Genomic DNA, 23,776 nt, shown 5'->3' on the forward strand with positions numbered 1-23,776 from the left:
AAGACGGAGAGCGACATGACCGACCTCGATACCTTCCGCACCGAAACCCGCGCCTGGCTCGCGGAAAATTGCCCGCCCGAGATGCGCAAACCGGTTCGCTCGGAGGACGACGTCTGCTGGGGCGGGCGGCAGTTCACGCCGTCCACGCCGGCGCAGAAAGAGTGGCTCGATGCGATGGCCGCCAAGGGCTGGACCGTGCCCGACTGGCCCAAGGCCTATGGCGGTGGCGGATTGACGCCCGCGGAGACGAAGGTCCTGCGCGAGGAAATGGCCGCAATAAAGGCGCGCAACCCGCTCAATTCGTTCGGGATCTCGATGCTCGGGCCGGCATTGCTCAAATACGGCACCGAGGAGCAGAAGCTCGATCACCTGACCAAGATTGCGCGCGGCGAAATCCGCTGGTGCCAGGGCTATTCCGAGCCGAACGCAGGGTCCGACCTCGCCGGGCTCGCGACGTCGGCGGAGGACAAGGGCGACCATTATCTCGTCAACGGCCAGAAGGTCTGGACGTCCTATGCCGACAAGGCCGACTGGATCTTCTGTCTCGTCCGCACTGACAAGACGTCGAAGCAGGGCGGGATCAGCTTCGTGCTGTTCGACATGGCCTCGCCCGGCGTCACTACCAAGCCGATCCTGCTGATCAGCGGCAACTCGCCCTTCTGCGAGACCTTCTTCGACAATGTGAAGGTGCCCAAGGTCAACCGGGTCTACGAGGAGAATAAGGGCTGGGACGTCGCCAAATATCTGCTTGGCCACGAGCGCGAAATGATCTCGGGCATGGGCCTCGCCTCGAGCGGCGGCAATCCGCTGATCGACGGCGCGATCGCCACCGTCGGGCTTGACCATAACGGCCGCCTCGCCGACCCGCTGCTGCGCGCCTCGATCGCGCTGTTCGAGGTTCGGGCGAAGGCGTTCGGGGCGATGTCCGAGCGGTTCATCGATGAGCTGAAGGCGGGCAAGGCGCATCCGGCGCAGCCCAGCATGATGAAATATTACGGCACCGAGCTAAATAAGGGCCGGTACGAATTGATGATGGCGGCGGGCGGGTCGGATGCGCTCGAATGGGACAGCGACCGGTCGCGGGGTGGAGCTATTCCGCGGTCGTGGCTGCGGACGAAGGCGAACTCGATCGAGGGCGGGACGAGCGAGATCCAGCTCAACATCATCGCCAAGCGGATTTTGGAACTGCCGGCCTGACCTTTTACCGTTCTCCCGTGAACGCGGGAGGCCAGATTCACGAACGCTGCGCGCGGGGCTCCTTGGCCCCTCGCCTCCGCCGGGGGGAACCAGAATGCCATTGTATCTAGATGACGACCAGACCGTCCTGCAGGACACGATCCGCGACTTCGTGGCCGAGCATGCGCCGGTCAGCCACATGCGCGCGTTGCGCGATGCCGACGACGCGACCGGCTTTTCGCGCGACCTGTGGAAGCAGTTCGCGGAGATGGGTTTTACCGGCATCCTGATTGGCGAGGACCAGGGTGGGCTCGGGCTCGGCCATGTCGAGGCAGGCGTGGTGCTCGAGGAGATCGGGCGGAACCTGTCGCCCTCCCCGTTCCTCTCCACCGCGGTCGCGGCGGTCGCGGCGCTGAAGGGCACCGGGCAGGCCGAGCGCTGGTTTCCGGGCATCATTGCCGGCGAGACGATTGCAGCGCTAGCGATCGACGAGGGCGCCAAGCACCGCGATATCGTGGCGATGACGGCCGAGCGATCGGGCAATGGCTTCAAGCTGACCGGCGCGAAACGGTTCGTGACGCACGGCCACACCGCCGACCTGATCATCGTCGCGGCGCGCACCGGGGGAAGTGCCGACGACACCGACGGCATCACCTTGTTTGCCGTGCCGAAGGATGCCGCCGGGCTGACCGCGAACGCCGAACGGCTCGCCGATTCGAGTCTCGCCGCGCGGCTGGAGTTCGACGGCGTCGCGGTCGATGCGGACGCGGTGATCGGCGAGGTCGATGCGGGCCGTACGCCACTCGACCGCCTGCTTCGCGCCGGCCGGACCGGAGCGTCGGCGGAACTGCTCGGTGTCGGCGGCGGGGCGATGGACATGACGATCGGGTACATGAAGGAGCGCAAGCAGTTCGGGACGCTGATCGGCAGCTTCCAGGCGCTCCAGCACCGTGCGGCGCATCTCTATTCGGAGATGGAGGTCGCGCGCGCCGCCGTCCTCAAGGCGCAACAGCTGCTCGACCAGGGCAGCGAGCGGGCGGACGAGGCGGTGTCGGTGGCCAAGGCGATGACCGCGCTGGCGACGACGCTCAGCGTCCAGGAAGGCATCCAGATGCACGGCGGCATCGGCATGACCGACGAATATGATATCGGCTTCTACATGAAGCGCGCGCGGGTGCTGGCCGAGATGTTCGGGGATGCAAACTTCCATGCGGACCGGCTGGCGGTAGCCGCCGGGTATTGACCGTAGGTTGTACCCCCGCGAAGGCGGGGGCCCAGACTGGGCACCCGCCTTCGCGGGTGAACACGGAGGTCAGATGGACTTGAATATCGCGGATACGTCGCCCGAGGCGCTTGCCCAGGGTCTCGTCGACCTGCTCGAGATCGAGGAGGTCGATACCGATCTGTACGTCGGCAAGCGTCAGCCCGGCGGCGTCGGTCGCGTGTTCGGTGGGCAGGTGATCGCGCAGGCGTTGCAAGCCGCGCAACGCTCGACCGAAGGGCCGAAGGCGGCGCATTCGCTGCATGCGTATTTCATGCGCCCGGGCAACGAGGATTATCCGATCGTCTTCCGCGTGGTGCGCGATTTCGAGGGGCGGAGTTTCGCCACCCGACGCGTGATCGCGATGCAGAAGGGGCAGCCGATCCTCAACATGGCGGCGTCGTTCCAGATGCCCGAAGAGGGGCTGCACCATCAGCACGCGATGCCCGACGTGCCGGCGCCCGAGACGCTCCGCTCCGACCGCGACCTGCGGCTGGAGACCATCGACGGCATCCCCGAGAAATTTCGCGCGCACATGCTGCGCTGGCGGCCGATCGAGGTGCGCCCGGTCAATCCGCGCAGCTGGATCGACCCTGCGCCGCAGGAGCCGCACTACGCCAACTGGTTCCGGCTCGTCGCGCCGATCGGCGACGATCCGGCGATGCACCGCGCGATCCTTGCCTACGCGTCGGACATGGCCCTGCTCGGCACCGCATTGCTGCCGCATGGCAAGAATTGGATCACGCCGGGTCTGCAGACCGCCAGCCTCGACCACTCGCTGTGGCTGCACGAGGATTTCCGCGCGGACGACTGGCTGCTCTACGCGTGCGACAGCCCCTGGTCCGGCCATGCGCGTGGCTTCAACCGCGGCAAGATCTTCGCGCGCGACGGCCGCCTGGTAGCGAGCGTCGCGCAGGAGGGCTTGATCCGGATGCGCCAGTAACCGCGGGAGTAACTGCGGTTACTTGCGCGTCCAGACCTTTTCCCCGCCGATCCACGTCTCATCGACCTTCGTGGCGCGCAGGTCGGTTGGCGACGCCATTGTCGGGTCGCGGTCAACGACGATGAAGTCCGCCCGCTGGCCCGGCGCGAGCGCACCGAACTGCTTCTCCGCAAACCCGGCATAGGCCGCCGCACCGGTCATCGCCCACCACGCCTGTTCGCGCGTGACGAGTTCCTGTGGCTGCCACCCGCCCTGCGGCTGCCCATCGGCATCCTGCCGCGTAAACGCCGCGGCCCAGGTCGCGAACGGATCGGGCTTCTCGACCGGGAAATCGGTGCCGAAGGCGAGCTTCGCGCCGTTGGTCAGCATCGATTTCCACGCATAGGCACCCGCCAGCCGGTTCGGCCCGAGCCGAGCCTCGGCCATCGTCCGATCGCTGGTCGCATGCGTCGGCTGCATCGAGGCGATCGTGCCGAACTTGCCGAAGCGCGGCAGGTCGACCGGATCGACGACCTGCGCATGCTCGATCCGCCAGCGGCGATCGCCGGTATAGGTCTCGCTCTCGACCTGGATCGCGTCGAGTACTTCCTGATTGGCCTTGTCGCCAATCGCATGCACGGCGACCTGGAACCCATCCATCGCCGCGCGGCTCATCTGGTTCTGAAGCTGATCATCGGTAAGGAAGCCGAGCCCCGACTGACCCGGCGCGTCGGCATAGGGCTTCAATAGCCACGCGCCGCGCGAGCCTAGCGCACCGTCGGCATACAGCTTCACGCCGCCCATCCGCAGGCGGTCGTTGTACAGCCACGGCGTCGGACCCTTGCCGCCGATCCGGCTCGCGGTCTCGACACCCATCGCGTAGCTCATGATTCGGACGCGCAACCCGCCGATATCCGCCATCCGTCGATACGTCAGCCAGTCGTCCAGCGACGTGCCCATGTCGGCCACCGCGGTGACGCCGTAGCCGAGCAGGATTCGTTGCGCGGTGAGGAACGCGGCATCGCGCTCCTTGGGAAGCGGCTGGGGAACAACCTTCTCGACCAAGGCCTGCGCACCGTCGACGAACACGCCGGCAGGTGCGCCGCCAGTCTTCTCGATCCGCCCGCCCGCCGGCGACACGGTCGATCCGGTCACGCCAGCCTCGCGCATCGCCTCACGGTTCGCCCAGCTGGCATGGCCATCCGCGCGCGACAGCCAGATCGGGTGACCGCCGGACACGGACTCCAGGTCGGCGGCGGTCGGGAAGCGACCCAGCCCCCACGCCTCCTGGTTCCAGCCGCGGCCCAAGACCCATTTGCGATCGGGGTTACCGGCGATGTACGCGGCAATCCGCGACTTCGCCTCGTCCAGCGACTTGGCCATCGAGAGGTCGAGCGACAGCGCCCCGAAGCCCAGTTCGAGAACATGGCCATGCGCGTCGATGAAGCCCGGCAAGATCGTCTTGCCGCCCATGTCGACGCGCCAGTCATACAACGGCTTGCCAGCGTTCTTCTTGAGTTCCTTGCGGCTGAGCTTGGGAGCTTCCTCGCCCGGCGGGACGAGTCGCGTGACGCGGCCGTCCTTGTCGATCAGGATCGCCTTGAAGTGCACCATGCGGCCGGTGTCGGTGATGGTCACGCCGTTGACGTTGTCGACGATTCCGTCGGCCAGCGCCGGTGTGGAAAGCAGCGCGATCGCAGCCGCGGAAAGCATCAGACGCATCACTTGGGCAATCTCCGTACCAGCGCGCTCGTATCCTGCCGCGCGCCACCCATTGCCTGAACATCGGCATAGAATTGATCGACCAGCGCCGCGACCGGCAGCACCGCGCCGTTGCGTCGCGCTTCGTCCAGCGCGAGCCCCAGATCCTTGCGCATCCAGTCTACCGCGAACCCGAAGTCGAACTCTTCCTTCGCCATCGTCGGCCAGCGATTGACCATCTGCCAGCTCTGCGCCGCGCCGCCGGAGATCGCCTCGAACACCTTGTCGAGATCGAGCCCGGCGTTTTGCGCGAACCTGATCGATTCGGCGACGCCCTGGATCACCCCGGCGATCGCGATCTGGTTGCACATCTTGGTCGTCTGGCCCGCGCCGGCCTCGCCGACATGGACGATCCGTGCCGCATAGGCCTGCATGAACGGTTCGGCCTTCGCCATCGCCTCGGCCGAGCCGCCGCACATGATCGATAGCTTGCCGTTCTCCGCGCCGGCCTGCCCGCCCGACACCGGGGCGTCGACGACCAGCGCCCGCTCGCCCGCCAATCGCCGCGCGATCGAGGCCGAGACGGTGGTGTGATCCACGAACACGGCGTCGTCGTGCATCGTCGCGAAGGCGCCGTCCTCGCCTAATGTGACCAACGCCAGATCGTCGTCGTTGCCGACGCACGTGAATACGGCATCGGCTTCTTTCGCGGCGGCGGCCGGCGTGTCGGCGACCTTGCCGCCATATTTATCGGCCCACGCCAAGGCCTTGGCCTTTGTCCGATTATAGACGGTGACGTCGTGCCCTGCCGTGGCGAGGTGCCCCGCCATCGGCGCGCCCATGACGCCGGTTCCGATGAATGCCAGTTTTGCCATAGCGTCCGCGCATAAGCGGTGTTTCCCACGCGCGCCAGATGGTCTAGCGGGTCGGACATGGCTCCCCTCGCTGCCGTAGCGGCACCCACCCTCCCCGTCTCGATCGACGACGTCCGCGTCGCGCACGACCGGATCCGCGACTCGATCGTCCGCACGCCGACGCTGATCAGCAAGACGCTGAGCAAGATGACCGGCGCGACGGTGTATCTGAAGTTCGAGAATCTTCAGTTCACCGCGGCGTACAAGGAGCGCGGCGCGCTCAACACGCTGTTGCAACTGTCGGCCGAAGCCCGCGCGAAGGGCGTCATCGCCGCCTCGGCGGGCAATCACGCGCAGGGGCTCGCCTATCACGCCAACCGGCTCGGCATCCCGACGACGATCGTGATGCCGACGAACACGCCGACCGTGAAGGTCATGCAGACCGAAGGGCACGGCGCCAACGTCGTGCTGCACGGCGAAACGTTCGACGCGGCCTATGCGCATGCCCGCATCCTCGAGGGCGAGTGCGGCTTCACCTTCGTCCACCCGTTCGACGATCCTCGCGTCATCGCCGGACAGGGCACCGTCGCGATCGAGATGCTGGAGGACGTGCCGCAACTCGATACGCTGGTTATCCCGATCGGCGGCGGTGGCCTCATCTCGGGCATGTCGACGGTCGCGCAGGCTTTGAGCGAAGCGCCAGGTGGTCATCCGATCGAGGTCGTCGGCGTCCAGGCCGAGCTGTTCCCGTCGATGTACAACCGTATCAACGGCACCGACATGGCCTGTGCCGGCGATACGCTGGCCGAGGGTATCGCGGTCAAGGAGCCGGGTGCGATCACCTCGAAGATCGTCGCCGAACTGGTGGACGAGATCGTACTGGTCAGCGAGCGCAGCCTCGAGGAATCGGTCAGCCTGTTGCTTCAGATCGAGAAGACAGTGGTCGAGGGGGCTGGTGCTGCCGGGCTCGCCGCGTTGCTGTCGCATCCCGAGCGGTTCGCGGGGAAGACCGTCGGCATCGTGCTGTGCGGCGGCAATATCGACACACGGCTGCTCGCCAACGTGCTGTTGCGCGATCTGGCGCGGTCGGGACGGCTCGCGCGGTTGCGGATCCGGTTGCAGGACAAGCCGGGTGCGCTGTTCCACGTCGCGCGGATCTTCGACCAGGAACGCGTCAACATCATCGAGATCTATCACCAGCGCGTCTTCACGACGTTGCCGGCGAAGGGGCTGATTACCGACATCGAATGCGAACTGCGCGACCGTGCGCATCTCGACCGGCTGGTGGGCGCGTTGCGGGCCGGCGGGTATGAGACATCGACTGTCGAACTGGCGTGATCTCATTCTGATACGGTGATTTACCGCGTTAACCGACATTCGTGGTAAACCGATTGCAGGTTCGCGCGAGACGGCCATATACGAAACGACGCGGCTGATCGCGCCTGCCTGAAGGACTCTCCGCTCGGTGACTGCGCCCTTTCGTTTCCCGCGCTTCTTCGTCACCAGCCCCGCGCCGTGCCCGTATCTGCCGGATCGTCAGGAGCGCAAGGTGTTCACCGAGCTGACCGGTCCGCATGCGAACGAGCTTAACGATGCGCTCGGCCGGATCGGCTTTCGTCGGAGCCAAGGCGTCGCGTATCGACCGTCCTGCGCCGGATGCACCGCGTGCGTATCGGTCCGCGTGGTGACCGATGAGTTCGTGCCCAACGCGACGCAGCGCAAATTGCTGAAGCGGCTCGGCGATATCGAGGTGACCGCGTGCAAGGCGTGGGCGACCGTCGAGCAGTTCCAGTTGCTCCGTCGCTATCTCGGCACCCGCCATCCCGGCGGCGGCATGGCGGGGATGGACGAGGACGACTACGCGGACATGATCGAGCATTCGCCGGTCAACTCGGTGATCGTCGAGTATCGCGAGCCGCGCGTCGACGGCGTGCCGGGCGCGTTGATCGGTGCATGCCTGACCGATCGCCAGGCGGACGGACTGTCGATGGTCTACAGCTTCTTCGCGGCCGACGATGCACGGCGGCCGGGCTTCGGCAACTTCATCATCATGGACCACATACTGCGCGCACGCGATGCCGGGCTGCCGTTCGTGTATCTCGGCTATTGGGTAAAGGGCTCGCCGCGGATGGAGTACAAGACGCGGTATCGGCCGCTGGAGGTGCTGGGTCCGGCGGGGTGGCGGCGGCTGGAGGATGCGGACATCGTGGCGCCGCCGGAGCGGGTTGCGGTTTTGGTCTGAAGTCGGGGAACTCGTCGATCTCGCTCACAGGTGCCCCAGCACCGAAATCCGTCGCTTCGCGGGGAGATACGCTTAGTCCTCGCGGTGCACGACCACATCGACGTCGAGTTCTTCGCCGCCTTCGCCGAGTCGCGAGCCTGCTACCGGCGCTGCGCCTGCCGCATCGAGCGCCATCGCGACGCGGACGTAATGTTCTTCCGGCGACATCCCCGTGCAGGGATCGAACCCGACCCAGCCTAGCCCATCGACGAACGCCTCGGCCCAACCATGCGGGGTCGGCAGATGGACCACCTCGTGATCGTTATGGTGATAGCCCGACACATAGCGCGCGGGCGCACCTAGCGAGCGGGCGGCGACCGCGAACATCTGCGCCATGTCGCGCGGCGTGGCGCTATCCATGCGAAACGCGGCAGCGGCCGTGCGACCCGGCGCGGGACGCCCGGCATCGAAGGCGAAGCGCGCGTGGAATGCCCGGTTCAGCCGATGCAACGCGCCGATCCGGTCGCGCGCATCCATGGCGGCATTGGCGGCGAACTTCGCGATCGCCGTGTCATGGGCAGTCGCCTCGGTGGACCGGAGGAACAGCGCGGGCGGAAGCGTTTCGTGCACGCCGTGCAGGACGCCGTCCGAGTGGCTGGTCAGCACCTCGCCCTTCACGGTGATCTCGATCCCGTCGACTGGCCCTTCGGCGTACAACATCGTCACGGCATTGCCGAAACCGTCACGGCCGGGCCGCAGCCGCGCGTCGCAATCGACGTCGATCCGCCATGACGCAACCGTCTGGTCGTGCGTATTTTCGGGCGTCAACCGAAGCATCTGCACCAACCGCCCCTGCGGCTGGGTGAAGCGGTAGATCGTGTGGTGATCGATCGACAGGCGCATCAGAGGAACTTGAACTGGCGGCCGATCGCGCCGTGCAGCAGCGCGTTCTCGGCGATGAATGCCTGGAGATACTGGTGCAGACCGGACGCGATGACCTCGCCTGAACGGGTCTTCGCCATCCGCGATGCGCGCATCCGGGCCATGCGGTCAGCCTCGCCGTGATTGCCCGTCCGCTTGGCGAGCAGGTTGAGCACGTCGACCGTCTCCTCGACCGATGCGGCAAGACTACGAGGCAGCTCGGACCGTGCCAGCAGCAGGTCGATGACGTCCGCGGGTCGAAGCCCGTCATTGTAGAGCCAGCGATAAGCGGTGACCGCGGACACCGTCTGGAGGATCGTCGTCCACTGGTCGCGGTCGATCGCGCCGCCCAGACGCTCGCCCTCGGGCAGCAGGATGTGATATTTGACGTCGAGCAAGCGCGCGGTGTTGTCCGCGCGCTCGACCGCCTGGCCAAGCCGGATGAACCACGTCGTCTGGTTGCGGAGCATGCGGTGGACCGCACCTTCGAACCCGCGCGTCTCGTTCTTGACCGCTTCGACCAGGTTCAGCTGCGATGTCGTGCTGCCGGGCGTGGCGCGGTTCTCGAACAGCAGCCACGCGCGATTGATCGCGGTCCACGCCTCGCGGGTCAGCGCGGTGCGGACCGCTTTCGCATTATTGCGCGCCATGTCGAGGCAGCGGACGATCGATCCAGGATGGCTCGAATCGAGCGTCAGGAACCGAACGACATCGCGCTGCCCTATCTCCACGCCGGTCGCGGCAAAGGCCTCGTCGGTTTCGGTGACGGCCAGCGCGGAGGCCCAAGCGGCATCGCCCGAGGGTTGCGAGGAGAGCACATCGAGGCGAACGGTGGCCTCGACCAGCCGGGCGATGAAGTCGGCGCGCTCGAAATAGCGACCGAGCCAGTAGAGCGACGATGCGGTGCGCGACAGCATCACGAATTCCCACCGGACGTCTGTGTGCCCAGTGTCTGCGTCATGCCGCCCATCGTCTGTGACATGCCGCCGGCGTTCATCCGCTGCGACTGGTCTTTCATGAGCACGAAGCTGTCCTTGGTCCCGCCACCCTGGCTGGAATTGACCACCAACGATCCTTCCTTGAGCGCGACGCGGGTCAGGCCGCCCGGGACAACCTGTACACCCTTCGAGCCCGTAAGGACGAACGGGCGGAAGTCGACGTGCCGCGGACTGAGGCCGCCTTGCGCCATCGTCGGGACGGTCGACAGCGCGAGCGTAGGCTGTGCGATGTACCGGTGCGGTTCGGCGATGAGCGCGGCGCGGAAACTCTCGATCTCCTGTTTCGACGCGGTCGGTCCGACGAGCATGCCATAGCCACCGGAGCCGTCGACCAGCTTCACGACGACGTCTGCGAGGTTGTCGAGGACGTACTGCAGCGCCTGCGGTTCGCGGCAGCGCCAGGTTTCGACGTTGCGCAGCTTGCACTCACCACCCGAATAGAATTTCACGATGTCGGGCATGTAGCTGTAGATTGCCTTGTCGTCGGCGATGCCGTTGCCCGGCGCGTTCATGATCGCGACGTTGCCAGCGGCGTAGGCTGCGATGAGCCCCGGAACGCCGAGCGCTGAATCCGGACGGAACACGAGCGGGTCGAGATAATCGTCGTCGATCCGGCGGTAGATCACGTCGACCTTCACGCGGCCGGCGATCGTCCGCATCCAGACGACATCGTCGTCGACCACCAGATCGGCGGCTTCGACGAGCTCGATCCCCATCGAGTCCGCGAGGAAGCTATGCTCGTAATAGGCCGAGTTATAGTGGCCGGGGGTCAGTAGAACACAGGTCGGGTTCGAGCCGGTGCCATGCGGCGCGACCGACTTCATCGTCTCGAGCAACAGGTCGGGATAGCTGTCGACCGCCGCGACCCGGAACTCGCGGAAGAGTTCGGGGCATAGCCGCAGCATCGCCTCACGGTTCTCCAGCATGTAGCTGACGCCCGAAGGCGTGCGCGCATTGTCCTCGAGCACGAAGAAATCGTCGGGGCCGGTACGAACGAGGTCGATCCCGCAGATATGCGCCCAGACACCGTGCGGCGGGCGGATGCCGGCGATCTCGGGACGAAACTGTGCGTTGCCGAGCACCAGGTCCTCGGGAAGGACGCCCTCCTTCAGGATCCGCCGTTCCCCGTAGATGTCGTCGAGAAACGCGTTGATCGCCTCGACCCGCTGGACGAGCCCATCGGACAGCCGCGTCCATTCGTCATGCAGGAACACACGCGGGACGATATCGAACGGGATGATCCGTTCGGCCGCTTCGTTCTCGCCGTAGACGGCGAAGGTGATGCCGAGCTGCCGGAACGTCGTCTCGGCCGCTTCCTGACGACGGCGCAGTTCGGCATCGGGCGTATCCTCGATCCACGTGCCCAGTGCCGCCAGTTCGGGGCGGGCGGTCGTGTCGCCCGGTGTCCCCATGATCTCGTCGAACGCTTGTTTCCCCATCGAAACGGTCAATTCCCCATCAAGCGTTGCGGTTCCATGCTGCAATGCTTTGTTGCGACACACAAGGTGTTCCGTGGAACAGTCCCCAGATCATTCTCCCCCGCCAGGGGGAGGTGGCACCGCAAGTGTCGGAGGGGGAGGACACGGAACAGAGGTTTTCCTTTCCTCCCCCTCCGTCTGGCAAGTGCCAGCCACCTCCCCCTGGCGGGGGAGGATTGCGAGCGGCTTAGGCGCCCAGCCCTTCGAGCACGCCCGGTGTCAGGACTTGCGGGAGGACGGTGGGTGCGGCGGCGCCCGGCGCGTAATACAGGTAGAGCGGCACACCGGCGCGATTATGGGCCTGGATGAAGCGGCCCATTACCGGGTCGCCATCGGTCCAGTCGCCGATCAAAGCCGCCACCTTGTGCTTGGCGAACGCATCGCGGACGCCGGCCGTGTCGATCGCCGCCTTCTCGTTGACCTTGCAGGTCAGGCACCAGTCGGCGGTGAAGTACACGAACACCGGCCGCTTTTCAGCGCGCAGTGAGGCCAGCCTGGCTTCGGTGAACGCCTCGTCGCCGGTGGTCGCGATCTTGGCGGATGCAGGCGGCGTTTGCGCGATCAATAGCGCGCTGCCGACGAACACGACGGCCAATGCGACCTGCGCCGCGACCCCGAACGCCTTGCCCTTGCGCTGGCGCGTGCCGCCGATCCAGAGGACCACGCCGACGGCCAGTACCGCGATCAGCGCGAGGGTCAGCGCTTCGACACCAGTCTGGCGGCCGAGCACCCAGCCGAGTGCGATCGCGGTCAGGAACATCGGCACCGACAGGACGTGGCGGAACGTCTCCATCCAGACACCGGGCTTGGGCAACCAGCGCCGCCACGACGGAATGAACCCGATCGCGAGGAAGGGGAGCGACAGGCCGATGCCAAGCCCGCCGAACACCGCGAGCGCCGCCGGCCATGGCAGCACCAGCGCCGCACCGAGCGCCGCCCCCATGAACGGACCCGTGCACGGCGTCGCGATGAACGCCGCCAGCGCGCCGGTCGCGAACGCACCGCTCGCACCGCTCTCGCCGGCGAAGCGCGGCGTCGGCACCTCGAACAGCCCGGCAAGGTTGAACGCGATCGCCGCGCTCAGCAGGAGCAGGACGACGATCGCCGCGGGATGCTGCAACTGGAACGCCCAGCCGACCGCCGAACCACCTGCACGCAGCGCCAGGATCGCGGCCCCGAGCCCGAGGCAGACCAGCACGACGCCCGCGGTATAGGCCAAAGCCTCCCCGCGCGCGTCCTGCTCGCTCGCACCGCCGCGCGCGAGGCTTAGCGCCTTGAGGCTCAGGATCGGGAACACGCAGGGCATGATGTTGAGGATCAGCCCGCCCAGCACCGCACCTGCAAATGCGATCAGTGCTGTCAGCCAAAGGCTCTCGCTGCTCGCGCTGGTCGCGCCGCTGCCGACGGCACCGCCGACCACGCCGGGCGTGGCCTTGACGCTAAGCCCTTGGCCCTCGCCGATCCGCAAAACCCCTTCGATGGGGCCGCCCGTCTTGGCGTTCGCCGCGACCTTCGTTTCGATCGTCAGCCTGTCGCCGTCGCGCGTCACATTCTGCGCCGCGCCATTCTCGATCGCATCGGTCGTGACCGGGAAGAAATAGGCCTTGTCGGCCTTTGCGTTCGCCGGGAACGGCACGGCGATCCGCATCGTCCCGCTGCTCGCCGCATAGGTTGCTTTGGAATCGAGCGGTTTCGGGATCGCCTGTCGCCAGCCGGCGAACGCCGCCGCCTGCGATGGCGCGCCGTCACCGATCGTGAGGTCGAGTGACAGCGCCTTCTCCTCCGGCACGCAGATCGTCGCGGAGCAGACGAGGTAGCTCGTCTTCAGGCGGATCGGTAATTTCGTTCCGGCCGCCAGCCCTGCCGGGACCTGGATCGTCACGAGCGGCGCATAGGGCGCCTCGTAGACATAGTTCATCAGGCCCGCGATGAGCAGCGTCGTCGGCACCGGCCATTCGGGATCGCCCGCCTTCGCGCCCGCGGGCAGGGTCCAGTCGAACGTCGCCGGAAAGCCCGCGTCGCCGGGGTTGCGCCAATAGCCATGCCAGCCCTTTTCGGGCGTTGTCGCAAGCGCGATCGTCAGCGGTGCGCCGGCCCTGGGGTGATCGCTTTCCGCGACCAGCGTCATCATCAGATGCTGGCTGGAGCCATTCAGTGATTCCGCGAGCGTGGGCGCACTTGCCAGTCCGCAGACGGTCAGCAAGACCGTCATCAGGACGCAACGTAAACTGCGCATGGCCATCCTTGTTTCGTTCATCGCGCAAAGCCATAGCGGTGACCTTGTCGTATTGCACTTCAAAGCGACGCCCTCGCTCGATGGTCGTTGCTGGCTAAAGGACTGTTCGTGAAAGCACTTATCGCCGCGCTCCTGTTGACCTCGGCCGCTTCGGTGTCCGCCCAGATGGCGCCGCCTGCCCCCGCCTCCGCACCAACGCCGACCACTCCGCCGAAGCTGATCGTCGCGATCTCGGTCGACCAGTTCGCCGCCGACCTGTTCCAGCAATATCGCAACCATTATACCGGCGGCTTCACGCGGTTGCTGAACGGCGCGGTGTTCCCGAGCGGGTATCAGAGCCATGCCGCGACCGAGACGTGCCCCGGCCACTCGACGATCCTGACCGGCATGCGGCCTGCGCATACCGGGATCATCGCCAACAACTGGGTCGACCAGCGCGCCGGACGGCCCGACAAGGTCGTCTATTGCTCGGAGGACGAGCGCGTCACCGGCACCACGCACGAGAGCTACACCGTGTCGGACATGCATCTGAAGGTGCCCACGCTCGGCGAGATGATGAAGGCGCGCGATCCGCGAACGCGGTCGGTCTCGGTCGCGGGCAAGGATCGCGCGGCGGTGATGATGGGCGGCCACAAGGTCGACGAGCTCTGGTGGTGGGACGGCAAGACCTATGTCTCCTACGCCGGCCGCGCGGTGCCCCCAGCGGTGCAGCGCACGCGCGACGCGGTCGCCGCGCTGATCGCCAAGCCGCAGGCGGCACTCCCGCTGCCCGGCTATTGCGCTGGCGTGAACCATCCGATCGTGATCGCCGGCAAGACGTACGGCCAGGGCCGTTTCGAGCGCGAGGCTGGCGACGCCAAAGGCTTCCGCGTGTCGCCGGCGTCCGATGCGGCGGTGTTCGCGATGGCGGCGGCGCTGGTGCAGGACATGAAGCTCGGCAAAGGCCCGCAGACCGACATCATCGATATCGGCGCATCGGCGACCGATTATATCGGCCATACCTATGGCACGCAGGGCTCGGAGATGTGCATCCAGATGGCCGAGCTCGATCGGACATTGGGCGATTTCTTCAACGTGATGGATGAAACCGGGGTCGATTACGAGGTCGTGCTGACCGCGGACCACGGTGCACACGACGCGACCGAACGCCAGCAGCAGCGCGCGATGCCGATGGAGGCGCATATGGACGAGAACGTGCTCGCCAAGCAGGTCGGCACCGCGATCGCCAAGGATCTGGGGCTGCAGGGCAGCGTGCTGCTAGGGACCGAGGGCGACGTCTATATCGACGATACGCTCCCGGCGAAGACGCGGGCCAAGGTGCTGGTCGAGGCGCTGCGCCGCTATCGCGCGATGCCGCAGGTTGCCGCTGCCTTCTCGGCCGCCGAGATCATGGCTACGCCGATGGCCAAGACCCCGCCCGAGACCTGGACGCTGATCGAGCGGGCGCGCGCGTCGTTCTACGAAAAGCGATCAGGCCAGCTGGTGGCTTTGCTCAAGCCGCGGGTGACGACGATCGTCTCGCCGGCGGGGGGCTATGTCGAGACGCACGGATCGCCCTGGGATTACGATCGCCGCGTGCCGATCCTGTTCTGGCGCAAGGGCATGACCGGGTTCGAGCAGCCCTTGTCGGTGGAGACGGTGGATATCGTGCCGACGCTGGCGGCGACGATCCGGTTGCCGGTGAGCGGGCTGGACGGGCGCTGCCTCGATCTCGATCCGGGCGCTGCGAGCACCTGCCCGAGCTGAGGGAGGTTTCGCTCCTTACCCGTCATGCTGACGAACGTCAGGATGACGGGTAAGGTGTTGGTCAGGGCAGGATCGCCTAGCGCGTTTCGAACGGCCGCAACCCGGCTCCCAGCCGGTTCGCCCCGATCGCCAGCCGGTCATGGCTGTAATCGGCGACGAACGCCGGACTCGTGCTATCCCCCGGTGCCAGTCGCGCGTCGTTGCCGTCCACGCGCAACCCGGTCGACCGATACGTCTTCGCCTCCGCGGCGACCACGATCAGCCCGGTGTGGTTCTCCTTGTTGCGTCCCTGCACGAAGGTGTTGCGCGCGATGAGGCCGGTCGCGCCTTCGGGAAGGTCGATCATGTAGTTCGTCTTGCGCCCGGCCGTGTCGTCGAAGCTGTTGTCGGCGATCGACACGGTCGGCACGCGCAGCTTGACATAGTGCCCGCCCGTCCCGCGCTCGAACCGCGAATTGGTGATCGTCACGCTGCCTTTGTTGGCGAGGTAGATCGCGTGCGAGCAGCCCGGCGACTCGTCGCACTGACCAAGCCCCGCGAAGGTCGAATGGTCGATGACGATCGTCTGCGCGGTCGGTTCGCCACCGAGAATACCTTCCTGGCTGTCGAGGAACATCGCGTTGGTGACGGTCAGGTTGCCCATCTCTGTGCGGATGCCGGCGCCGTTGCCGTCCGCCACGCGGTAGCCGCGGAACACGAGGCCATCGACGACCGAACCCTGCCCCCGCAAGACCAGCGCGGCCTTGTCCTCGCACGCCACGGCCTCGAAGATCGCGGTGCCGGGCTTGACCGCCTTGAAGGTGATGTGGCCACCGGCCTGGACCGCGCATTGCCGGTACGTGCCAGGTGCGATCAGGATCGTCGCGGTGCCCATGCGGATCGACGATACCGCGTCCTGCAGCGTCGCGAACCCCTGCCCGTTCACGGTGAATGGCGCAGACCCTTGCGCGAACGCGGGAACGGCGAACAGCGCGAACGCCAGCAACGATCGTTTCATTCGAAGATGCTCCTTCGCCGGCATCTGCGGCGCTGGCTCCATGATCGCACGGAACGCGGACGTTCGGCGAGCCGATCCAGACGCGCAGTCGACGCCTGTCCCGAAATGACGCAGCGCTAGAGACCTGTCCGCGATGGGCGGATCATCGCGTCCGGATATTGCCGTACCTGCGTCGACCGAATATTGTCGCGACCGAAACAAAGCCGGCGGGGGGAACCGATCGGCGCCGGGGGATCTGCATGCACGCCATGACGCCGACGGAGGTCTTCCTCCTCGCGCTACTCATCATCTTCACCATGCCCTATCTCGTGTGGCGGCTTGGGCGGACCGATTACTGGGCGCCGCTGGTGGTCGTGCAGATCTTCGGCGGCATCCTGCTCGGGCCGGGCGTTCTCGGCGCTGCGTATCCCGATTATTATGCGACGATCTTCACGCCGGCCACGCTGGGCTCGCTTAACGGCATTGCCTGGTGGGCGGTGATGCTGTTCGTGTGGGTCGCGGGTATCGAGCTCGACCTCGGCGAAGCGTGGAAACGCCGCGGCGAGACCGGGGTGACCGCCGGCCTCGCGCTCGCGGTACCGCTGATCACCGGCAGCATCGCCGCGGTGCTGATGCTGCGCTATCCAGGCTGGCGCGGGCCGGATGGTGCGACGTGGCAGGTGGTGCTGGGCATCGGCATGGCCTGCGCGGTCACGGCGCTGCCGATCCTCGTGCTGTTCCTCGAAAAGCTCGACGTCCTGCGCGAGCCGATCGGTCAGCGGATCCTGCGCTATGCGAGCCTCGACGACATCGCGATCTGGGGTGTGCTGGCGCTGATCCTGCTCGACTGGGAGCGCGTCGGCCGACAGGGCGGGTTCCTCGTCGGGTTCGCGATCGCGACGCTGTTGGTGCGCAAGCTCATGGCGCGGATCGAGGAGCGCGATCGCTGGTATGTCAGCCTGATCTGGCTTGCGGGCTGCGGGTTCGCGGCGGACTGGGCGGGGCTGCATTTCATGGTCGGCGCGTTCCTGTCGGGCGCGGTGCTCGATGCGAAATGGTTCACGACGGCGAAGATGGACCAGTTCCGCCACTTCGTGCTGCTCGCAGTGATGCCCGTGTTCTTCCTGTCGACGGGCCTGAAGACGCAGTGGGCGGTCGGTGGCTATGCGGTGTTCGGCGCGGCGGCGTTGCTACTGCTCGCCTCGGTCGGCGGCAAGCTCGCGGGGGTTCACGCCGCCGGGCGGATCCTCAAATGGCGACCGGGCGAGGCGTCGGCGATCGGCTGGCTGCTGCAGACCAAGGCGCTGATCATGATTATCTTCGTGAACATCCTGTTGGATAAGAAGATCATCACCAACGAGACGTTCACCGCGCTGCTGCTGATGGCGTTGGCGAGCACAATGCTGACCGTGCCGGTGGTCGCGCCGAAGTTGAAGAAGCTGGCGGGGCTGGTGCGGCGGAGCGCATGAGAGGCGGCGCAGCGCTGACCAAACCTCCGTCATCCTGACGAAAGTCAGGATCCAGGGTTACGGACGTGACGCATTTGGCTCTGGATCCTGACTTTCGTCAGGATGACGGGGCTAGGGATGACGGCGGTACCTCACGCCCCTGCGTTGAGCAGGTCGTGGCGTTTAAGGGCGTGGCGGAGCTGGTCGTAGCTCAGGCCCAGTGCCTCGGCGGTGGCACGCTGGTTGAAGCGGTGTTCGGACAGCGCGCGCGAGAGCAGGTCGCGCTCGAAGCGGGATACGCGGGACTTGAAGTCCGAGGGACCTTCCTCGCACGCCACCACCGGATCTTCACCGTCATCCGCTTGCGCCGCGGGTGGAGCCTCTACAGGAGGTTTTGGCGCGGTCGAGGCGCCGGGGCGGTGCGGGGACTGGAACGGGTCGATCTCGATCGCGTCGATCGGCCCGACCTTCTCCCAGCGGTATACCGCGCGCTCGACCACGTTGCGGAGTTCACGCACGTTGCCGGGCCAACGATACGCAATCAGCGCGTCCATCGCGGCCGGGCCGAAGCCCTCCCAGCGTTCCCGCCCCAGTTCAGACGCCATTCGCCGGCCGAAATGCTCGGCGAGCACCACGACGTCACCGGTTCGCGCGCGAAGCGGCGGCAAGGTCACCACCTCGAACGACAAGCGGTCGAGCAGATCCGCGCGGAATTCGTGCCGGTCGACCTTGTCCGGCAGGTGCTCGTTGGTCGCGGCCACGATCCGCACGTCGACGCGCATCGGCCGCGACGATCCGATCCGGGTGATCTCACCATATTCGACCGCGCGCAGCAGCCGGTCCTGCGCAGCCATCGACAGCGTGCCGAGCTCGTCAAGGAACAAGGTCCCTCCGTCCGCCTCCTCGAACCGCCCGACCCGCGCCTTGGTCGCGCCGGTAAACGCGCCGGCCTCATGCCCGAACAATTCCGCCTCGATCAGCGTCTCGGGCAGCGCCGCGCAGTTCATGATGACCAACGGTTGGTCCCACCGCGGCGAGAGGCGATGCAGGCGCTCGGCGACGAGTTCCTTGCCCGTCCCGCGCTCGCCGATCACCAGCACTGGGCGGTCCAGCGCCGCGGCCCTGGACGCGCGTTCGAGCGCCGCCATGAACGTGCCGGACTCGCCGATGACCTGTGTGGTTCGATCCATGGCGAAGATGTGGCGTGAATTCCCAACTCTTGGCAAGCCTGCGGCACCAGCCCCGCCGTCGAAATCGCGCAAACCCCTGCAATCCCATCCTTTTCGAAACTGGCACGACAGATGCAATGCTTCAGGCAACCCGCCGAATAGCGGAAACGACCATCCTAAAGGGGACCCACCATGTTCAACACCAACATCGCCCGCACCGTCACCGCCGCCCTTTGCACCATCGTCGTCAGCGCAACCTGCGTGCTCGGCGCGGTCGGTCCCGCCATCGCAACCAATGCAGCCCCCATCGCGGCAACCACCGCAATCGTGGCATAAGACTCCCGACGCTCGCCGAGAGCCTCGGGCCGACCCCTGGAGTAAGAATTACATGGGCATCTTTTCCCGCACCCGCGACATCGTCGCCGCCAACTTCGCCGATCTCATCGAGAAGGCCGAAGACCCGTCGAAGATGATCCGCATGATCATCCTCGAGATGGAGGAGACTCTGGTCGAGGTTCGCGCCTCCGCCGCGCGCACCATCGCCGACCAGAAGGAGATGCGCCGCCATATCTCGAAGCTGGAGCAGCTTCAGGACAACTGGACCGAGAAGGCCGAGCTGGCGCTGAGCAAGGACCGCGAGGATCTTGCCAAGGCCGCGCTGGTCGAGCGCCAGAAGGCGTTCGACATGGCCGAACAGCTGAAGGCCGAGGTCGGCGTGCTCGACGATGCGCTTCGGGCGTCCGAAGAGGACATCGCCAAGCTGCAGACCAAGCTGCGCGAGGCGCGCACCAAGCAGAACGCGGTGCAGACCCGGCTCGAGAGCGCGAACAACCGCACCCGGCTGCGCGAGATGTACAACGGCCCGAAGACGCACGAGGCGTTCAGCCGCTTCGACATCCTCGATCGCCGCGTCGACGAGGCCGAGGGCCGCGCGGACGCGATGCGGCTCGGGGTCGTCAAGACGCTCGAAGAGGAAATCGCCGAGCTGCGCAGCAACGACAAAGTCGATGCTCAGCTCGCCGCCCTCAAGGCGCGCATGAAGAAGGACGATTGAGATGAACACCGTACTCGTATGCGCGACCATCTTCGTCGGGCTGCCGTGGGTCATCCTCCACTACGTCACCAAGTGGAAGACCGCGCCCAAGATCACGGACGAGGACGAGAGGCTGCTCGACGAGATGCAGATGCTCGCACGTCGTCTCGAAGACCGGGTGATGACCGTCGAACGGATCATCGCGGCCGACAATCCCGACTGGAAGCCAGGCCTCGGAACCGCCCAGTCGGACTCACCATACCGGCTCGATCGCGACAGCGACCGCCAGGCCGGCAGCCCATTCGAACGGAGGAACTGACATGTCCGGCAGTCGCACGCAGTTTTACCTCGACAAGCAGAATGCCAAGTTCAAGGGCGTATGCTCCGGGATAGCCGATTATACGGGCGTGGATATCACACTCGTCCGGGTCGCCATGGTTGTTCTCGCGTTCGCCACCAGCGGCTGGATCATTCTCGGCTACTTCGCGACCGCATGGTTGGCCCCTAAGAAGCCGACCGGCCTGTACGACACGCCCGACGACGCGAAGTTCTGGCAGGGCGTTCGCTCCAATCCGAAGCGCTCGACCGCCGAGGTTCGCAGCAAGTTCCGCGACATCGACCGCCGTCTCGCCGACATCGAGACGCACTACACCAGCCGCTCGAGCAACAGCTTGGCGGCAGAGATCGACAGCCTGCGCTGAGACGCGGCGTCGATCGTAAAGGGGGAAATACCATGCCACCGGAAGTTGGATTTATACTCGGCACGATGTTTGGTGTGGTCGCAACGCTGCTGATCCAGGCCTTTGGCCGTCGCAAGGCACGGATCGCAGTCAAGGCCGCCAACAAGGATGCGGAACGCAGCATCGCGCTGCTCGACAGCGAGAATGCCCGTCGCACCGGCCAGATCGACCGCTTGCAGGAGCGGATCCAGGTCCTCGAACGGATCACCACCGATCCCGCCGAGCGTACCGCCCGTGAAATCGAGGCGCTTCGCCTCCAGCCGAACTGAGGGATCGAACGATGGATATGGGTTGGATGGTACCGGTCGGCGTGGTGGGAGCGATGAGTGCATCGCACGCCTTCCGGACATGGGTTCGTGCCAAGCATGGCTACCCGCTGGAGGATGAGAAGGGTAGCAAGCGGGGTGCACTCGGCTATCGTGGCGGCACGGGTCCGGACGATCAGCGGAAAGTCGAATTGCTGAGCAACGAGAACGAACGCCTGACCGGACAGGTCTCCCGCCTCGAGGAACGGATCGCGGTCCTCGAACGCATTGCCACCGATCCCGCCGAGCGCACCGCTCGCGAGATCGAAGCACTCCGCGATCGCTGAGGAACATCGATCATGGATGGATTCACGGTTTTCATGCTCGCCATCGTCTGTGTCGGCGTCCCAGTCACGCTCGGTATCGGCAGCGAGATGTTCAAGGGCTGGTTGCGACACAAGGAAACGATGGCCACCGCGCTGAATGCGCAGACCGCGGAAAAAGCGGCGCAATACGCCGCTCACACGGAACGTCTCGAACAGCGGGTCCGCGTGCTTGAACGGATCGCCACCGATCGCGGCATCGGCATCGCCGACCAGATCGAACAGCTCCGTGCCGAACCGACCCTGCCCCCACCGCCGGTCGCGCTGACAGCGCAAACCGCACGCCTCGCCGAAGGAGAAATACGATGAACCCCTTTTCGATGGTCGTTTGCATCGTGCTGATCGTGATGGTCGCCAAGGTGCTGACCGCTCGGTACCGCGCGATGGGCGACGCCCCGGCAAACCCGGTCGAAAGCACCGACGCGCTGCGGCTACGCGAAGAGGTCCAGCAAATGAAGGAGCGTATCCAGGTCCTGGAGCGCGTGATCACCGACAACCACAAGAGCGTCGATCTCGACAGAGAGATCGAGCGGCTTCGCGACCGCTAAGAGGAGGCGGACATGATCGAACCTAACGTCTACATCACCTTGGCGCTGGCGAGCCTTGCAGGGCTCGCGATGATCGTCGCTGGCGGCCTGGCCGGATGGCGCGGCTGGCTCTCGCTGCGGCGACTGGAACTGGATCACGCACAGGACGGCCGCATGCCCGTCGCGGTGTCGACCGGATCGCGGATCGAGATCGCCGACCTGAAGGAGCGCATCAAGAAGCTGGAGGCGATCGCCGCCGGGGTGGACCTCTAAACGCATGTTCCCCCGCGAAGGCGGGGTACATGGTGTTGAAGCGCTACGTGCGAACCGCTACCGATCCCGCCATGGCCACCCTCACCGACATCCGCGAGGAATATGACTTCCTCGAACCCGACGATCGTTACCGCCTGCTGATCGACCTTGGTCGTGAACTGGAGCCGATGCCGGACGCGCTCAAGACCGATGCGACGCTGGTGCGGGGGTGTTCGGCGTCGGTGTGGGTGTATCCGACCACGCAAGACGATGGCCGGCTGCATTTCCTGGCGGATTCGAATGCCGCGATCACGAAGGGGATCATCGCGCTGGTGTTGCTGACGGTGCAGGATCAGCCGCCGGGCGCGATCGTCGCGACCGACATCAAGGCGGAGCTGGCGCCGTTCGATCTAAGCAAGCAGTTGAGCTCGAACCGGACGCAGGGGATTCCGAACATGATCGCGCTGATCCGGGAGACGGCGGAGCGGTACGCGGATTAGCGCGAAGACCGTGCCCTCACCCTTCCCACCCGGCCAGCGCCGGCCGGGCCCCTTCCCTCTCCCCGGCGGAGAGAGGGCGAGACGCCGAAGGCGGCGAGGGTAAGGGCACGCTAGGGTCGGTAAGGGTCGCGACGACGTCTTCAACGTCGGCACCCGCCGGTACCAACATCCACCGGTCCGGCCGTGCCCCGTCCACCATCACCACCGCATTCTTCGGACATACGCCGAGGCACTTCACCTCGACGACGCCGCGGTCCGCCTTGCGGCCCTTCTTCAGCCCAAGCCCCTTGCGCAAAAGCTTGACCAGCGGCGTGCTGCCTTTGTCGCCGAAGCCGCCGCCGATCTTCTTCGAACATTTGCCGCAGACCAGCACGCTTCCTTGCCAGCGGCTGGCCAGAACGCGGATCACGCCGGTTTCCATGTCCGCTGGTCTTCGGCCACCTTCAGCACCTCATACGCGGCCTGCACGCCCTGGAACCGCGTCGCCGCATCCTTGTCGCCAGGCCGCACGTCGGGATGGTTCGCCTTGGCCATCCGGCGCCAAGCCGCGCGCACGTCCTCGAACGTCGCGTCGGGTTCCAGGTCCAGCACCTCGAGCGCGCGCATCTCGTCGCGCGACCGGCTGCCGTCGCCGGACCCCGCCCAAGCATAATGTTTGGGATCGGTATAGCCGTCCGCCGTACGCGTCTCCGCCGCCTCGCGCTCGGCCGCTTCCTCCGCGCTGAGCCCCTCGAAGTAATTCCAGCCGCGGTTATATTCACCTGCGTGATGCATGCAGAAATACCACCGGTCGGGGCTGTTGGGCGATTTGGGTGCCGGACAATTGCCGGGCTCGTTGCAGCCATGCCGGTCGCACAGCCGGACCGTCACCGCCTCGGTGCTCGCGCCATAGGCGCGCCAGCGCGGAAAACCCCAGTCGGACGAACGTGTAGTGCTTCGAGCCATAGCGGCCCGAGATAGGCGTCCCTACGGACAACGCAACCATAGGC

The 23,776-nt window shown here is 66.0% G+C and carries 27 protein-coding genes; 17 read left to right on the forward strand and 10 right to left on the reverse strand.

Annotated features, from left to right (window positions below; translation table 11 throughout):
* Positions 1-15 precede the first annotated feature (15 nt).
* The 3 genes from HMP09_RS05135 to HMP09_RS05145 all read left to right on the forward strand — a co-directional run bounded on the left by HMP09_RS05135 (position 16) and on the right by HMP09_RS05145 (position 3,380).
* Positions 16-1,197 carry an acyl-CoA dehydrogenase family protein gene (locus HMP09_RS05135; protein ID WP_176499478.1) on the forward strand — a complete coding sequence of 394 codons (1,182 nt, stop codon included), beginning with the start codon at positions 16-18 and terminating at the stop codon, positions 1,195-1,197.
* A 94-nt stretch (positions 1,198-1,291) separates the two neighbouring features.
* Positions 1,292-2,419, forward strand: coding sequence for an acyl-CoA dehydrogenase family protein (locus HMP09_RS05140; protein ID WP_176499479.1), 1,128 nt, complete (start codon positions 1,292-1,294; stop codon positions 2,417-2,419).
* A 73-nt stretch (positions 2,420-2,492) separates the two neighbouring features.
* Positions 2,493-3,380, forward strand: a complete 888-nt coding sequence (locus HMP09_RS05145) for an acyl-CoA thioesterase (protein WP_176499480.1) — start codon at positions 2,493-2,495, stop codon at positions 3,378-3,380.
* 18 nt (positions 3,381-3,398) lie between these two features.
* Here HMP09_RS05145 and HMP09_RS05150 read toward each other — a convergent pair whose 3' ends face one another.
* Together HMP09_RS05150 and HMP09_RS05155 are read right to left on the reverse strand one after the other, a co-directional pair.
* Positions 3,399-5,081, reverse strand: a complete 1,683-nt coding sequence (locus HMP09_RS05150; protein WP_443026445.1) for an amidohydrolase — start codon at positions 5,079-5,081, stop codon at positions 3,399-3,401.
* A complete protein-coding gene (locus HMP09_RS05155) occupies positions 5,081-5,935 on the reverse strand; it encodes an NAD(P)-dependent oxidoreductase (RefSeq protein ID WP_176499481.1) in 855 nt (284 codons plus the stop codon). The genes HMP09_RS05150 and HMP09_RS05155 overlap by 1 nt, the downstream gene beginning before the upstream one ends.
* A 57-nt stretch (positions 5,936-5,992) precedes the next feature.
* Here HMP09_RS05155 and HMP09_RS05160 point away from each other — a divergent pair, with 57 nt between their 5' ends.
* Positions 5,993-7,252 carry a threonine ammonia-lyase gene (locus HMP09_RS05160; protein ID WP_176499482.1) on the forward strand — a complete coding sequence of 420 codons (1,260 nt, stop codon included), beginning with the start codon at positions 5,993-5,995 and terminating at the stop codon, positions 7,250-7,252.
* A gap of 127 nt (positions 7,253-7,379) precedes the next feature.
* The gene (locus HMP09_RS05165) at positions 7,380-8,156 is read left to right on the forward strand and encodes an arginyltransferase (protein WP_176499483.1); all 777 of its coding nucleotides are present in this window, start codon (positions 7,380-7,382) and stop codon (positions 8,154-8,156) included.
* 72 nt (positions 8,157-8,228) lie between these two features.
* Here HMP09_RS05165 and HMP09_RS05170 read toward each other — a convergent pair whose 3' ends face one another.
* From HMP09_RS05170 to HMP09_RS05185, 4 genes are all read right to left on the reverse strand, one after another.
* Positions 8,229-9,038, reverse strand: a complete 810-nt coding sequence (locus HMP09_RS05170; RefSeq protein WP_176499484.1) for a transglutaminase family protein — start codon at positions 9,036-9,038, stop codon at positions 8,229-8,231.
* Positions 9,038-9,973: an alpha-E domain-containing protein gene (locus HMP09_RS05175; protein ID WP_056048449.1), complete on the reverse strand. Its 936-nt coding sequence runs from the start codon at positions 9,971-9,973 to the stop codon at positions 9,038-9,040. The genes HMP09_RS05170 and HMP09_RS05175 overlap by 1 nt, the downstream gene beginning before the upstream one ends.
* A complete protein-coding gene (locus HMP09_RS05180; RefSeq protein WP_176499485.1) occupies positions 9,973-11,493 on the reverse strand; it encodes a circularly permuted type 2 ATP-grasp protein in 1,521 nt (506 codons plus the stop codon). The genes HMP09_RS05175 and HMP09_RS05180 overlap by 1 nt, the downstream gene beginning before the upstream one ends.
* Positions 11,494-11,719: 226 nt before the next feature.
* On the reverse strand, positions 11,720-13,768 hold the full coding sequence (locus tag HMP09_RS05185; protein WP_176499486.1) for a protein-disulfide reductase DsbD family protein: 2,049 nt from the start codon (positions 13,766-13,768) through the stop codon (positions 11,720-11,722).
* A gap of 165 nt (positions 13,769-13,933) precedes the next feature.
* Between HMP09_RS05185 and HMP09_RS05190 the strand changes: the two genes are divergently transcribed.
* Positions 13,934-15,514 carry an alkaline phosphatase family protein gene (locus HMP09_RS05190; RefSeq protein WP_176501587.1) on the forward strand — a complete coding sequence of 527 codons (1,581 nt, stop codon included), beginning with the start codon at positions 13,934-13,936 and terminating at the stop codon, positions 15,512-15,514.
* Between the two features lie 76 nt (positions 15,515-15,590).
* Here HMP09_RS05190 and HMP09_RS05195 read toward each other — a convergent pair whose 3' ends face one another.
* Positions 15,591-16,511 carry a right-handed parallel beta-helix repeat-containing protein gene (locus HMP09_RS05195; RefSeq protein WP_176499487.1) on the reverse strand — a complete coding sequence of 307 codons (921 nt, stop codon included), beginning with the start codon at positions 16,509-16,511 and terminating at the stop codon, positions 15,591-15,593.
* A gap of 239 nt (positions 16,512-16,750) precedes the next feature.
* Here HMP09_RS05195 and HMP09_RS05200 point away from each other — a divergent pair, with 239 nt between their 5' ends.
* Positions 16,751-17,959: a cation:proton antiporter gene (locus HMP09_RS05200; protein ID WP_176499488.1), complete on the forward strand. Its 1,209-nt coding sequence runs from the start codon at positions 16,751-16,753 to the stop codon at positions 17,957-17,959.
* A 131-nt stretch (positions 17,960-18,090) separates the two neighbouring features.
* Here the strand turns inward: HMP09_RS05200 and pspF are convergent, their stop codons facing one another.
* Positions 18,091-19,128 carry a phage shock protein operon transcriptional activator gene (gene pspF, locus HMP09_RS05205; RefSeq protein ID WP_176499489.1) on the reverse strand — a complete coding sequence of 346 codons (1,038 nt, stop codon included), beginning with the start codon at positions 19,126-19,128 and terminating at the stop codon, positions 18,091-18,093.
* 171 nt (positions 19,129-19,299) lie between these two features.
* On the opposite strand from pspF, the gene HMP09_RS05210 reads away from it, so the two are divergent.
* From HMP09_RS05210 to HMP09_RS05255, 10 genes are all read left to right on the forward strand, one after another.
* Complete coding sequence (locus HMP09_RS05210; protein ID WP_176499490.1) at positions 19,300-19,443, forward strand: hypothetical protein; 144 nt, start codon at positions 19,300-19,302, stop codon at positions 19,441-19,443.
* A gap of 52 nt (positions 19,444-19,495) precedes the next feature.
* Complete coding sequence (gene pspA / locus HMP09_RS05215; RefSeq protein ID WP_176499491.1) at positions 19,496-20,161, forward strand: phage shock protein PspA; 666 nt, start codon at positions 19,496-19,498, stop codon at positions 20,159-20,161.
* 1 nt (position 20,162) lies between these two features.
* Positions 20,163-20,459: an envelope stress response membrane protein PspB gene (gene pspB, locus HMP09_RS05220; RefSeq protein WP_176499492.1), complete on the forward strand. Its 297-nt coding sequence runs from the start codon at positions 20,163-20,165 to the stop codon at positions 20,457-20,459.
* 1 nt (position 20,460) lies between these two features.
* Positions 20,461-20,841, forward strand: coding sequence for an envelope stress response membrane protein PspC (pspC, locus tag HMP09_RS05225; RefSeq protein WP_176499493.1), 381 nt, complete (start codon positions 20,461-20,463; stop codon positions 20,839-20,841).
* Between the two features lie 65 nt (positions 20,842-20,906).
* Positions 20,907-21,149 carry a hypothetical protein gene (locus HMP09_RS05230; protein WP_176499494.1) on the forward strand — a complete coding sequence of 81 codons (243 nt, stop codon included), beginning with the start codon at positions 20,907-20,909 and terminating at the stop codon, positions 21,147-21,149.
* Between the two features lie 17 nt (positions 21,150-21,166).
* Positions 21,167-21,472, forward strand: coding sequence for a hypothetical protein (locus HMP09_RS05235; protein ID WP_232090856.1), 306 nt, complete (start codon positions 21,167-21,169; stop codon positions 21,470-21,472).
* A 33-nt stretch (positions 21,473-21,505) separates the two neighbouring features.
* A complete protein-coding gene (locus HMP09_RS05240; protein WP_332103266.1) occupies positions 21,506-21,817 on the forward strand; it encodes a hypothetical protein in 312 nt (103 codons plus the stop codon).
* Positions 21,814-22,056: a hypothetical protein gene (locus HMP09_RS05245; RefSeq protein ID WP_176499496.1), complete on the forward strand. Its 243-nt coding sequence runs from the start codon at positions 21,814-21,816 to the stop codon at positions 22,054-22,056. The genes HMP09_RS05240 and HMP09_RS05245 overlap by 4 nt, the downstream gene beginning before the upstream one ends.
* A 12-nt stretch (positions 22,057-22,068) precedes the next feature.
* Entirely contained in the window at positions 22,069-22,308 is a 240-nt protein-coding gene (locus tag HMP09_RS05250; protein WP_176499497.1) for a hypothetical protein, read from the forward strand.
* Between the two features lie 71 nt (positions 22,309-22,379).
* Positions 22,380-22,787 carry a SufE family protein gene (locus HMP09_RS05255; protein WP_176499498.1) on the forward strand — a complete coding sequence of 136 codons (408 nt, stop codon included), beginning with the start codon at positions 22,380-22,382 and terminating at the stop codon, positions 22,785-22,787.
* 16 nt (positions 22,788-22,803) lie between these two features.
* On the opposite strand, the gene HMP09_RS05260 is transcribed toward HMP09_RS05255, so the two are convergent.
* Positions 22,804-23,208 carry a (2Fe-2S) ferredoxin domain-containing protein gene (locus tag HMP09_RS05260; RefSeq protein ID WP_232090687.1) on the reverse strand — a complete coding sequence of 135 codons (405 nt, stop codon included), beginning with the start codon at positions 23,206-23,208 and terminating at the stop codon, positions 22,804-22,806.
* Positions 23,193-23,732 (reverse strand): J domain-containing protein, encoded by a 540-nt coding sequence (locus tag HMP09_RS05265; protein ID WP_176499499.1) that lies wholly within the window; start codon positions 23,730-23,732, stop codon positions 23,193-23,195. Before HMP09_RS05265 ends, HMP09_RS05260 begins: the two co-directional genes overlap by 16 nt.
* Between the last annotated feature and the right edge of the window lie 44 nt (positions 23,733-23,776).

Source organism: Sphingomonas sp. HMP9, from assembly GCF_013374115.1.
Taxonomy (GTDB): domain Bacteria; phylum Pseudomonadota; class Alphaproteobacteria; order Sphingomonadales; family Sphingomonadaceae; genus Sphingomonas.

Bases quoted from the DNA above. Each gene is read 5' to 3' on its own strand.
- HMP09_RS05235 (WP_232090856.1), top strand. From the start codon at position 21,167: ATGGGTTGGATGGTACCGGTCGGCGTGGTGGGAGCGATGAGTGCATCG.
- HMP09_RS05210 (WP_176499490.1), top strand. From the start codon at position 19,300: ATGTTCAACACCAACATCGCCCGCACCGTCACCGCCGCCCTTTGCACC.
- HMP09_RS05185 (WP_176499486.1), bottom strand. From the start codon at position 13,768: ATGCGCAGTTTACGTTGCGTCCTGATGACGGTCTTGCTGACCGTCTGC.
- HMP09_RS05155 (WP_176499481.1), bottom strand. From the start codon at position 5,935: ATGGCAAAACTGGCATTCATCGGAACCGGCGTCATGGGCGCGCCGATG.
- pspA (WP_176499491.1), top strand. From the start codon at position 19,496: ATGGGCATCTTTTCCCGCACCCGCGACATCGTCGCCGCCAACTTCGCC.
- HMP09_RS05200 (WP_176499488.1), top strand. From the start codon at position 16,751: ATGCACGCCATGACGCCGACGGAGGTCTTCCTCCTCGCGCTACTCATC.
- HMP09_RS05170 (WP_176499484.1), bottom strand. From the start codon at position 9,038: ATGCGCCTGTCGATCGATCACCACACGATCTACCGCTTCACCCAGCCG.
- HMP09_RS05265 (WP_176499499.1), bottom strand. From the start codon at position 23,732: ATGGCTCGAAGCACTACACGTTCGTCCGACTGGGGTTTTCCGCGCTGG.
- HMP09_RS05135 (WP_176499478.1), top strand. From the start codon at position 16: ATGACCGACCTCGATACCTTCCGCACCGAAACCCGCGCCTGGCTCGCG.
- HMP09_RS05190 (WP_176501587.1), top strand. From the start codon at position 13,934: ATGGCGCCGCCTGCCCCCGCCTCCGCACCAACGCCGACCACTCCGCCG.
- HMP09_RS05250 (WP_176499497.1), top strand. From the start codon at position 22,069: ATGATCGAACCTAACGTCTACATCACCTTGGCGCTGGCGAGCCTTGCA.
- HMP09_RS05175 (WP_056048449.1), bottom strand. From the start codon at position 9,973: ATGCTGTCGCGCACCGCATCGTCGCTCTACTGGCTCGGTCGCTATTTC.
- HMP09_RS05240 (WP_332103266.1), top strand. From the start codon at position 21,506: ATGCTCGCCATCGTCTGTGTCGGCGTCCCAGTCACGCTCGGTATCGGC.
- HMP09_RS05260 (WP_232090687.1), bottom strand. From the start codon at position 23,208: ATGGAAACCGGCGTGATCCGCGTTCTGGCCAGCCGCTGGCAAGGAAGC.
- HMP09_RS05140 (WP_176499479.1), top strand. From the start codon at position 1,292: ATGCCATTGTATCTAGATGACGACCAGACCGTCCTGCAGGACACGATC.
- pspC (WP_176499493.1), top strand. From the start codon at position 20,461: ATGTCCGGCAGTCGCACGCAGTTTTACCTCGACAAGCAGAATGCCAAG.
- pspB (WP_176499492.1), top strand. From the start codon at position 20,163: ATGAACACCGTACTCGTATGCGCGACCATCTTCGTCGGGCTGCCGTGG.
- HMP09_RS05150 (WP_443026445.1), bottom strand. From the start codon at position 5,081: ATGCGTCTGATGCTTTCCGCGGCTGCGATCGCGCTGCTTTCCACACCG.
- pspF (WP_176499489.1), bottom strand. From the start codon at position 19,128: ATGGATCGAACCACACAGGTCATCGGCGAGTCCGGCACGTTCATGGCG.
- HMP09_RS05195 (WP_176499487.1), bottom strand. From the start codon at position 16,511: ATGAAACGATCGTTGCTGGCGTTCGCGCTGTTCGCCGTTCCCGCGTTC.
- HMP09_RS05145 (WP_176499480.1), top strand. From the start codon at position 2,493: ATGGACTTGAATATCGCGGATACGTCGCCCGAGGCGCTTGCCCAGGGT.
- HMP09_RS05180 (WP_176499485.1), bottom strand. From the start codon at position 11,493: ATGGGGAAACAAGCGTTCGACGAGATCATGGGGACACCGGGCGACACG.
- HMP09_RS05255 (WP_176499498.1), top strand. From the start codon at position 22,380: ATGGCCACCCTCACCGACATCCGCGAGGAATATGACTTCCTCGAACCC.
- HMP09_RS05160 (WP_176499482.1), top strand. From the start codon at position 5,993: ATGGCTCCCCTCGCTGCCGTAGCGGCACCCACCCTCCCCGTCTCGATC.
- HMP09_RS05245 (WP_176499496.1), top strand. From the start codon at position 21,814: ATGAACCCCTTTTCGATGGTCGTTTGCATCGTGCTGATCGTGATGGTC.
- HMP09_RS05230 (WP_176499494.1), top strand. From the start codon at position 20,907: ATGTTTGGTGTGGTCGCAACGCTGCTGATCCAGGCCTTTGGCCGTCGC.